The sequence below is a fragment of the Thauera sp. genome (assembly GCF_035444905.1).
Classification (GTDB): domain Bacteria; phylum Pseudomonadota; class Gammaproteobacteria; order Burkholderiales; family Rhodocyclaceae; genus Thauera.
In genome coordinates this window covers 12,006-23,297 of the sequence record NZ_DAOMPS010000061.1, presented here as the reverse complement: position 1 = coordinate 23,297, position 11,292 = coordinate 12,006, and the positions used below count along the sequence as shown (strand labels likewise).

The following is an 11,292-nucleotide window of genomic DNA, read 5'->3' as shown; positions in this document are numbered from 1 at the left end:
ATTGCTATGCTAACGCTTACAATTGCTATGCTAACGCTTACAATTGCTATGCTATAAAAAAAAATTAATTTTTTGAAACAAGTAGGAATCGAACCTACAACGGTACAAACCAACTGAGTTACAATCAGCCCCCTCACCACTCGGGATTTGTTTCTATTTATTCATAACAGGAATCGAACCTATACCCAAAAAGGACGAGATTTTAAGTCTCGCGCGTCTACCTATTCCGCCATATGAATTGGGGTCGTTTAGAGGAGTCGAACCTCTAAGAATAAAAGGGGTAATGAGCCCCTACTGACACCGGTCGAACGACTAAAGTTTTAAAATTAAAAAATTAATATAAAATTATAATGTGCAAATATGGGGTCGTTTAGAGGAGTCGAACCTCTAAGAATAAAAGGGGTAATGAGCCCCTACTGACACCGGTCGAACGACTAAAGTTTTAAAATTAAAAAATCTCATATTTGCACATTACAACCCAATTTTAATAGATAATTAAACCCTACATAAAATTAATACAATACACAACAATAATAAAAAAATTAAAAGGCCGTTTAGAGGAGTCGAACCTCTAAGAATAAAAGGGGTAATGAGCCCCTACTGACACCGGTCGAACAGCTGTTATTAAAAAAATTAAAATTTACAGGACTATCACCTTTTTTAGCAGATTATTCCAAAATCATTCAATTAATTAAAAAATTAAAACTAGTATATTCGTTCACCACTAAATACTTCTCAATTGATTTTTATTAAACTAACTACTTAAATGATTTAATTCGTTAGGATTAAAAAAACTCGTTTATACCAAACAAATTTAAATATCAAAACATTGTTTAAAAACGATTATCGTAAATAAATTTACGTAATTTTAAAAACTATTGGCATCCACTTAATGCGATTGTTAGTTTAAATACTAACAAAAACAAACCCTACAGTATTTAAACATTAATATTAAAATTTTTCTTTCAACCACAATTCTCTGCCGAATTTTCTAAAACAACCAATATCTACTGACCCAATTATTGTAGATTCATATGAAAAAAAAATTAAATAAATTAATTTTAATTAATATTATTAAAAAATAATCCAACCCTAATTCTAGCTTATATAGATTTCAGCTATTATAACTGCGCTTAACGTAGCGTACCAACCGTGCTGTTAATCTCAGCAATTAGTTAACCATAGGTTAAGTCTTCCTAGTCCTCTCGTACTAAAGTAAAATGTTGGTTATTTTTTTAAAGTACAGTAGATAGGGACCAAACTGTCTCACGACGTTCTGAACCCAACTCACGTACCACTTTAATCGGCGAACAGCCGAACCCTTGGAAGGTTGTGCGCCTCCAGGATGTGATGAGTCGACATCGAGGTGCCAAACAAACCCATCAATAGGAACTCTCAAGATTCATCAGCCTGTTATCCCTAGCGTACCTTTTATCCGGTGATCGATAATAATTCCTTACATTATTACCGGGTCAATATAACAGACAATACTGTCCTCAACCTACTTGTAAGTATGTTAATCAGACCCCTTAAAGTTATTAAATATCTCAAATAATTAAAAAATTATTTTACAGGGAATCATGTGTTCATCTTCGTTACTATTTAGAAGATAGCCGCCCCAGCTAAACTAACAAATTTTTTTTTATTAATATAATAAATATTATTATTATGTTAAAATAAACCATAATTTAAGTGGTTTTCCAATTTTGATAAATCTCCCACATAACTATATAAACCACAGTAATTTTAAAAAAAAATTTAAAGTAAAGGTGCATAGGGTCTTTCCGTCTAGCTGTACTTAACCGCATCTTCACGGTTATTTCAATTTCATAGAGATAATTCTGGAGACAGCGGAGCAGTCGTTACGCCATTCATGCGGGACGGAACTTACCCGCCAAGGAATTTCGCTACCTTAGGACCGTCAGGGTTACGGCCGCCGTTTACTGGGGTTTATAATCGAAGCACAATACCTCAATAGTTTAGCCTTGCAGCACTGGGCAGGCGTCAGATTTTATACTTCATTAAAATTTAGCAAAATCTTGTGTTTTTGTTAAACAGTCGCTACTCCTTTTTTTATGACACCGTTTATGGTCCCCCTTATTCCAAAGGTACAGGGTCAATTTGCCGAGTTCCTTCAGAATTATTACCTCTTTTGCCTTCATTTACTAATTTACCCACATGTGTTTGTTTAAGTACGGTTTTATTAATTAAATTATTTCCTGGATCTAATATAAAATCAGACATCGAATATAACAATCATCTAATTTTAGTTATGTTAAAACATATTTATTAAATCATATATTTAATTAAACAACAAATGTTAACCCATAAACAAATTTCAAAAAACTTTTTTGTTTTAGGGACCGATTTTTACTTTGTAAGAAAATCAAAACAAAGAAACCCATAGGTATAAGGCAATAATGATTCGCACATTATATTTATTACTCATACTAGCATTAATAATATTGATATCTCCAATCAGTTTTCCAACTTATCTTCAACAATATACAAAACATTCCGCTACCATTAATTTAAAAAAATTAATTTAATGTTTCAGTATGTTGCTTAACTTTTAAATTTATGATCCAATAAAATACAGTTAATTAAACAATTTAACATTAAGTATTGGTGAGCTGTTACGCTTTCGTTAAAGGATAGCTGCTTCCAAGCTTACCTCCCAACCTTGTTTATATTACCAGATTCTTGTACTTAGCAACATTTATAAACTTTAACAATTAATCTAGGCTGTTTCCTTTTCGATAATTAACCTTCGCGCTAACTATCTGTCTTGTTACATTTATAAATACAATTAGAAGATTTTCAAAAATTTGCAAGATAGGGTAAACCCTTAACCCACAGACGATTAAAATTACACAACCTGTATTTAAATAAATAACTAATTCTACCTACATAGATTTCGCGGAAAACCAGCTATCACGAAGTTTGATTAGCCTTTCACCCCTAATTACAATTCATCCCAAAATTTTGCAACATTTATGGGTTCGGTCTTCCAAACAATATTAAATCACAATTCAACCTGATCATAATTAGATCACCTCGTTTCGGGTCTTATTAAAATAACTAAAAATTTTTTCAATACGCTATTTATAAATACAGCTTGCTATTTTAATAAACTTGCTAGTTCATTATACAAAAGGTACAATGAAATAAAAAAACTTCATTTGATAATGCATTAAGTTTCAGAATCTTTTAAATTTTTTAAAAAAATTCTTTTCACCTTTCTTTCACAATACTTATTCTCTATAAAGTTTTTAAAAAATAGTTTTTGAAGAAGGTTCTCCAATATTCTATTTCAGTAAATACTGAAATATAATAACATTTAACTTTATCTTAAAAAATTATTTAAAAAATTAAAAAAAAATCAAAATTAAATTAAAAAATAAAATAATATAAAAAAAAAAAATTAAAAATTGTAAAAAAAAATTAACATACTCTAATTTCACCCAACCCAAATAACGATTAAAAAAAAAAATACAAAAATTAAAAATTTTTTTTGTTAAAAACTCAATCATATATTTTTCAGCAAAAAATTGCCCTAAATATAAAAAAATATTTCTAACAAAAACTTCAACATTTTTTTTTAAAAAAAAATCTAAAAACCAACCAGATTGATTAAATCTCCTAAATTTAAAAGAAATAAAAAAATTATACAACATTTTATAAAACAATATACAATAAATATTTTGCGTAAATTACATAAGAATTAATTATTCTAAATTAAGTTCTGGGTCAGGAAATCTTGTTACAAAATCTCATCAATAAGGTTCGTATGTTACATGATTTACAAAATAACCAATTTTTTTCATATACGAGAATTTAAAACAATTTAATTTATAATGCAAACTTAAAAAAAATGTATAATTTAAAAACGTACTTGCTAATAAATAATAGTATTCATTACCTTTTACTCTAAAAAAAAAAGAATAATCAACCAAATCATCCTGTTTATGAATTAAAAAAGAAATAATAGGGAGACCTAATCTAGAAATTTTAGTAACATTATTATTAATTACAACTGTATCTGTAACAAAAATTGCTGAAATTTTATGAGTATTGCAAAAAATATCAAAATACCAACACCAATTCCATTTAGAAAATTTTTTAGGATCTGAAAAAAAAAAATCCCAATTCTCAGAAATATTTTTTTTACCATAATGATTAATTAAAAAATAAAAAAAATTTTTATAATCAGAATCCAAAATTATTAATTTCATATCATTTAAAAAAAAATTAAATAAAAAATTATTACAAAAATGGAAAACCTTAGTTCATACTGAATTATAAATATTAGCTAAACGTTTATTAATTTTAATTGTAGGATTTTTAACTACAAGTAATTTTTTATTATAAATATAATTTCTAGATCATAAAAAATAAAATTTTAAAAAAAAAACATTTTTTTCAGATACACTAATTTCTTTATAATCTTCATCAAAAAAAACTATCCTATGTATATGAAACAATGTTCTAGGTAAATGATATTTACCTTCTTGGGAAGAAAAATACATAAAAATCATATGCTCCATATTCAAAAATAAAAACACATGATTTAAAAAAAGATATTGAGAGATTTGAATCATAGTCAAAACTCATAACACTTAAACTTTAAAAATAATCAATATTAAACATTTATATTAAATATTAAACCAAAAAACAACAAAGAAAAAAAACATATACAAAAAAAAAAAATTTCTTTTAAAGTCAAATCAATTAAAATATTATTTTTAAATTTTAAATTTAAACCAAATAAAATATTAAATCAACATTTACTAAAACCAATTAAACCTAAAAAATTAGCAACAAACAATAATAAAAAAACAGAAATAAAAGAAAAATTAATTAAACCTGAAAAAAGATAAAATTCAGAAATAAATTTTAAAGTTCCTGGTAACCCTGAATAAAATATTTGCATTAATATTACCATTATACCTAAATTAGGGGTTATATGTAAAATACCTGATAATTCAGAAATTATTCTTGTATTATATCTACGTTGAATACAATCAACAATATAAAACATCATTGATGATAAAAATGCATGTGTTACACAAAATAAAACACCACTTATATACAAACCTGTATCACCTCATAAAAATGCAATATATAATAAATTCATTTCTTGAACTGTACCGTAAGCAACCAATTTTTTCAAATCTAATTGACCTCACATTTTAATAGAAGCATCTATAACACCCATAATAGCAAAAATTGAAAAAAAAAAAGTATCAACCTCAACCAACAACTCATTAGTTAATTTAAAAAAACCGTATATAGCTGTTTTAACCAAAAAACCACTTAAATAAATAGAAAATCCTGCAGGTGCTTCCACATGAGTTTTAGTCAACCAATATTGAAATGGTCAAATAGGAACTTTGAAGCCAAAACCAAAAAATAAAAAAAAATAAATTCACCAATTTTCATCTGAAGTAAAAATAAAATTTTTTAAATTTAAAAATGATGTGTGACCAGTAGTATAAATTACATAAGCTGTTGAACTTAACACTAATAAAGAACCTAATTGTGTTCATATTAAAAAATACAGCGATGCTTGTATACCACGTTTATAAGGACTCACAAAATAAACAAATAAAAATGAAGGAATTAACATACATTCATATAATATAAACAACAATAAAACATCATTAACAACAGTATATAAATATATAATAAGTACAAGTAAATTACAAATAAAAATAAATTTAATATTTTTTCAAAATAAACGTGTATCAAGAGCTAAAAACGATAAAAAACCTACTATATAAGCTAATATTATAAAAATAAAACCAAAAAATTCAATAGAAAATTTATTAAAAATATTTAAAAAAATAGGAATTTTTAAAAACAAAATATCATTATATATAAAATTAAAATTATTAAATAAATAAACATAAACCAAAGATTGATAAAATTTCAAAAAAACTAAAAATGATAAAAAAAAAATAAAAAAAGAAATTAATAGTGTACACAACAAAATTAATCTTAAAACAAACACATTATCAAAATTTTTAATTAAATTTAAAAAATTATTTTTTTTAGAAAAATAATAAACAATAATAGATAAAATTAAACTAAAAATAAAAAACAAAAAATTAAATTCAATACAATTTTTTAAAAAAAAAATCAAATGAAAATTAAACAATATTTAATTTTTAAAAATATAACTAATAAAATTCACATAATATAAATAAAAATAAATATGAATAAATTCAAAAAATGTAAATTTTTTAAATTTAATAAAAAAAAAAACAAATCTAATTAAATCTATTAAAATATTAAAACAATAATTAATAAAAAAAAAAAAAATTTAAATAAAAAGTAATAAAAATCCTCAAAAATTCAATCTTTATAAAAAACTTTAATTTGATTAACTTTTAATGATTTTAAACTCAAAATAAAATAAACTAAATTTCTAGAAAATTTCATTTTAAAAAATCTAATATTAACATAAGATCAAATATTAATTTTAAAAATATTAGAAGGTGAGTCTGAAACATTGTACCAATATTTATATAAAACATTAAACATCTGTATAAATTATTCCTGCAAGGAATCGAACCTTAATTTATGAGGTGAAAACTCATCGTCCTAACCATTAGACGACAGGAATTTATTTATAAAAAAAATTAAATTTTTTTAGCAAATGATGACAAAAATTTTTTTCTTCTTATTGTAATAGGTATTGTACCACGTAAATAACTACCACGAGGAGTCATACGTTTTTTTAAAAGAACGCATGCATTTTTTTTAAAAACAACAACAAGACCATCACGTCTATGACTTCTAAAAATACTCCTAATAAGAATCCCTCTTGATTTTGTTTTTTTTCGTAAGGGGTTATCAGGTAACACCTCTAACGCTGAACATTTAACAAAATCACCAATATATGCATATTTACCTTTTGCACTCTTATATACATGAAAAACTCTAGCACGTAATATACCACAATTGTCAGCGGGTTTAAAAACAGTACTCTTCTGTATCATTTACAAAAAAATAACTAATTTTATTAAATTATAAAGAAATAACATCATAATTTTGGGTTTCTTTTTTTTTAAAAAATCTAATAGCACTTAAAATGAAATTTTGATCAATTAAATTTTGTTTTCTTAAAAATGATGAATTTATAAAATCATTAAATAAGTTAAATAATGATAAAAAATCAGAATAATTTGATAATTTAAAATTATTTTTTAATCTAAAAAAATTTATACAAACAACACTTGCAATTAATAATAATAAACCTGCAAAAATAAACTCCAAACTACTAATTAAATAATAACTAGATTTTAATGGAGATAAATCATTCAATTTATTATTATACAACGCTTCATAATAATCATCATTTGATAAAAATAAAGATTGAAAAAATAAATTATTTTCTACAACATAAGAATAATCTATAGTAAAAAATAAAAAAAAAAAACTTATAAATAAACCTAAATATTTATAGAAAACTAAAAAAAAAGAATTTTTTTGAGTATCACTAAAAACATTTAAATAAAATAAGCACAAAACACTTATAAAAAGTATAACACATTCAGTTAACCATAAAATTGCTGTAAACAATTCTAGATTATAAAAACCTAAAAATAAACCAAAAATAAAAAATTGCATAAAAATATAAAACAATATTATATAAAAATTTATTGAAAAATAAATCAAATATATAAAAAAAATAATAAAAAATTGAAAAACATAAATTTCACTAAAAGGATTAATTCAAGGCCACCATTCTTGAAAACCTATAAAAGATAAAATTATTCAATCCAAAATAAAACTTTTACTCTGTAATCAATATACCAAAATATTTTATATCAGTTTTTTAGTTTAAAAATTAAAAAAATAAATAATTATTTAAAAAAAAACCAAATAAAAAATTAGGAAATTCTCAACCACCAAAAAATAAAATAATTATTACAAGTGAAAAAAAAAATAAATGTAAATACTCACCTAAATAATATAAACCGAAAAAAAAACCACCATATTCAGTTGTATAACCAGTTACTAACTCTGATTCAGCTTCTGGTAAATCAAAAGGTGATCTACTAGTTTCTAATAAAAAAGTTATTACAATTAAACCTGACAAAAAAAAAAACAAAAAAATTAACCAATAAAATTCTTGATAAATAACTATCATAGAAAATGAAAATGATTCTGAAACTAAAACAACGTTTAATAGCATAAGTCCTAAAAAAATTTCTAAATTCAGCATACCTATACCAGTTCTAATTGCTGCTAATAAAGCGTATTTATTTTTACTGAAATAACCTGTTAAAATTACACATAAACCGAATAAAACAGAAAACAATGATGTGTAAATTACATTGTATTCAATTTCAAAAATTGAAATACTAGGACCTCATAAACTATTTATTCAAAATGAATAACACACTCCTAATGCAATACTTGGTATTGTTACAAATAAAAACTTATTCGTTTCATTAGGGGCGAATGCACCTTTTATAAATAACTTTATTGCATCTGCTATATACTGCAATCTACCTTTATAACCAACGAAATGCGGCCCCATTCGTCTTTGTACTAATGCTAGAAATTTTCTTTCAATTAGTGTTAACGACGCAATAATTATTGTCAAGACCAACATTAATAAAATATTTATAATCAAAGTGTAAACCACTCCTAATAAAGTGTAAACCACTCCTAAAATACTCAATATTAAAAAATAGAAAGTATTTATAAAATTTAATTAATTTTATAAAATTCAAACTCACTAAAATAAGAATTGGATAAATAAATTCTAGTTTTTGAGTTTGGTAGTCTATTTATATTTTTATTAGTGTATTGTAAATAACGTATTTTATAAACATAATATAAAACTCTTTTATGTCAACGAGGAATACCTAATGTACTATAAACTGCAACCCTTCTTTCAATGTGTGAATCTAATAACATACAAAAAAAAAAAAAAACACCTAACATTGTTACTAAATGACCTGTTGATGCCATACCATGTCAACCCATCATAAATGCAGGATAGTCATGTACACGTCTTGGCATACCTGAATAACCTAATCAAAACATTGGTAAAAATGTTAACCATTGACCACCAACAAAATAAATAAAATGCATATATGCAAAAATTCTAGAATATTTTATACCAAATAATGCTGGGAAATAATAATAAATTGCACCAAAAGCAGCAGAAAATACACTTGCAGAAAACATTAAATGAAAATGTGCTATAACATAAAATGTATCATGCATTGAAACATTTAAACTTACATGTGATAACCACATACCTGTTAAACCACCAGATAAAAAAAATAAAATAAATGCAAAAACAAATAATAAAGCCACATCTCATTTTAATGCACCATTCAATAAAGTCATTGTCCAATTCACAATTTTAATTGTTGCTGGTAATGAAATCATAACAGTAATTGTACTATACAATGCACGACTTCTATGATCCAAACCAACCAAATACATATGATGACCTCAAACAACAAAACCCATGTAAGCCATCATATAAATAGCCCAAATTAAATGGTGTTTTGAAGCAATACGTCTAGTATTAGAAAATGGTAATACCATATTAACAACACCAAAACAAGGAATAATAAGAACATAAACTTCTGGGTGACCAAAAAACCAAAATAAATGTTGAAATAAAACAGTATCACCACCATAAACAAACTCAAAAAACGTAGTTTGTCAATGTCTATCTAATAATAACATAATCATAGCAGCCCCTAAAACAGGAGTAATTAATGCTAACATACGCATTGTTAAAAATAATGATATTGTAATAAAAGGTAGTAATACACGTCTATTACGTAACCCAGGCATACTTAATGTACGTCTAGTAATTAATAAATTGGTAAATGAGATAGTTGTACTAATACCTGTAAAAATAACACCAATTACTGCAATATCTTGACTACCTACACCTGTAAATTTAGTATTACTAGAAAATGGTGTTATAAACGCTCAACCTGACATAGTTAAAGTACGATTTGAACATTTAGTAAAATATACTTTTCTTCTTCTAGCTTTTACAGCTTTGTCTGCAGCAAATCAAAGTGATTCTGGATAACTTAAAATTGATGTTCAAAATACTAATTTATTTGGTACAAATGAAAAATCAGTATAATCTTTTAATTTAATTTGTTTACGATGTTTCCAAAACATGAAAAATTCTTCAATATCATACAATTTTAATGATTTAGAAAAATTAAAACCAGTTTCATCAATTTCAGTAAATAAACGCACTCTTGATTTATCTAATAATGGTGAAAAAAATACAGGTTTATCATAATAACGTCAAAACTGTGGTCTTAAAAAAGCTGTTTTTGCTAACAATAATCAACCACAAGGTTGTATCCAAAACCCAATACTATTTAATCTTGGGAATGCAACATCTTTAGAACCAATATGATATGGAATAAAAAAATTAGCAAAACCACCAAAAAAAATTGGAACAGCTACAAAAAAAACCATAATAAGTCCATGAGCAGTAATAACTTGTAAATATCTTAATGAATCACCTTTAAAAAAAGTACTACCAGGATAAGCTAATTCTAAACGAATCATTGTAGCTAAAATAGCACCAGATAAACCAGAACACATACTAAAATAAAAATAATTTAAAGCTATTCTTTTATGATTAATAGTATAAACATACTTTTTGAAAAAGTATTTTCTTAAATCGTTAAAACGATTAAAATTATTTCTCAACCTTTTAAGAAATAAAAAATCAGTAAAATCCTTTTGAAGTCCTGAATACAAAAATTGTAAATCAGAACCAATATTTTTTATATCACAAATGATAAATTTTAAGTGTGAAGAGAAAAAGGGCATCACTTTGAAAAAACATTTCACGTATTTGAATAAAATATTAAACAAAATAAAAAAAATCAAAATAATAAAAATATCTAAAAGAAAAAAAATTAAAATAATAGAAAGATCAAAAAAAAAAAATCAAAACAACAAATATTACGAATCAATTAAATAAAGGAATGTTGGTTTTTTTAAAAAAAAAACTACAAACAAACATAAAAAATACCATAAATACGTATATATAAATATGGTTTATAATTAACAAATTATAATAATTATAAAATACATAAAATAAAATAAAAAGTAGAATAAAATTTAATCAACCCAAACCAAAGTTGTTAAAATTAATAGTTACATACATATATTATACACAATTGCAAAAATAATAAAGACTAATAATTAACATAGCCCAATCTAGTCAATCCAAACCAAAATTATTAACAAAATTGTTAATTGTTAATAAAACCATTA

General features: G+C 24.3%; 4 protein-coding genes, 2 tRNA genes, 1 rRNA gene and 3 pseudogenes. All 10 read right to left on the bottom strand.

The features are described 5' to 3' along the window. Positions 1 to 73: 73 nt before the first annotated feature. Positions 74 to 154 (bottom strand) — tRNA-Tyr (locus tag PLC66_RS19335). 4 nt (positions 155 to 158) lie between these two features. Beyond that, positions 159 to 239 (bottom strand) — tRNA-Leu (locus PLC66_RS19330). A gap of 821 nt (positions 240 to 1,060) precedes the next feature. Then, a 23S ribosomal RNA gene (locus PLC66_RS19325) occupies positions 1,061 to 3,323 on the bottom strand. A 453-nt stretch (positions 3,324 to 3,776) separates the two neighbouring features. Continuing rightward, positions 3,777 to 4,220 carry a hypothetical protein gene (locus PLC66_RS19320; protein WP_324543542.1) on the bottom strand — a complete coding sequence of 148 codons (444 nt, stop codon included), beginning with the start codon at positions 4,218 to 4,220 and terminating at the stop codon, positions 3,777 to 3,779. Positions 4,221 to 4,780: 560 nt separating this feature from the next. Then, a pseudogene (locus PLC66_RS19315) lies at positions 4,781 to 5,368 on the bottom strand (proton-conducting transporter transmembrane domain-containing protein); the annotation flags it as partial. A 1,276-nt stretch (positions 5,369 to 6,644) separates the two neighbouring features. After that, a complete protein-coding gene (locus tag PLC66_RS22975; RefSeq protein ID WP_503012244.1) occupies positions 6,645 to 7,004 on the bottom strand; it encodes an uL14 family ribosomal protein in 360 nt (119 codons plus the stop codon). 28 nt (positions 7,005 to 7,032) lie between these two features. After that, a complete protein-coding gene (locus PLC66_RS19310) occupies positions 7,033 to 7,635 on the bottom strand; it encodes a hypothetical protein (RefSeq protein ID WP_324543540.1) in 603 nt (200 codons plus the stop codon). Between the two features lie 274 nt (positions 7,636 to 7,909). After that, positions 7,910 to 8,626 (bottom strand): annotated as a pseudogene (locus PLC66_RS19305) (complex I subunit 1/NuoH family protein). 428 nt (positions 8,627 to 9,054) lie between these two features. Then, positions 9,055 to 9,675: pseudogene (locus PLC66_RS19300) on the bottom strand (cbb3-type cytochrome c oxidase subunit I); the annotation flags it as partial. Positions 9,676 to 10,347: 672 nt separating this feature from the next. Next, positions 10,348 to 10,842, bottom strand: a complete 495-nt coding sequence (locus PLC66_RS19295) for a cbb3-type cytochrome c oxidase subunit I (RefSeq protein WP_324543544.1) — start codon at positions 10,840 to 10,842, stop codon at positions 10,348 to 10,350. Positions 10,843 to 11,292 lie beyond the last annotated feature (450 nt).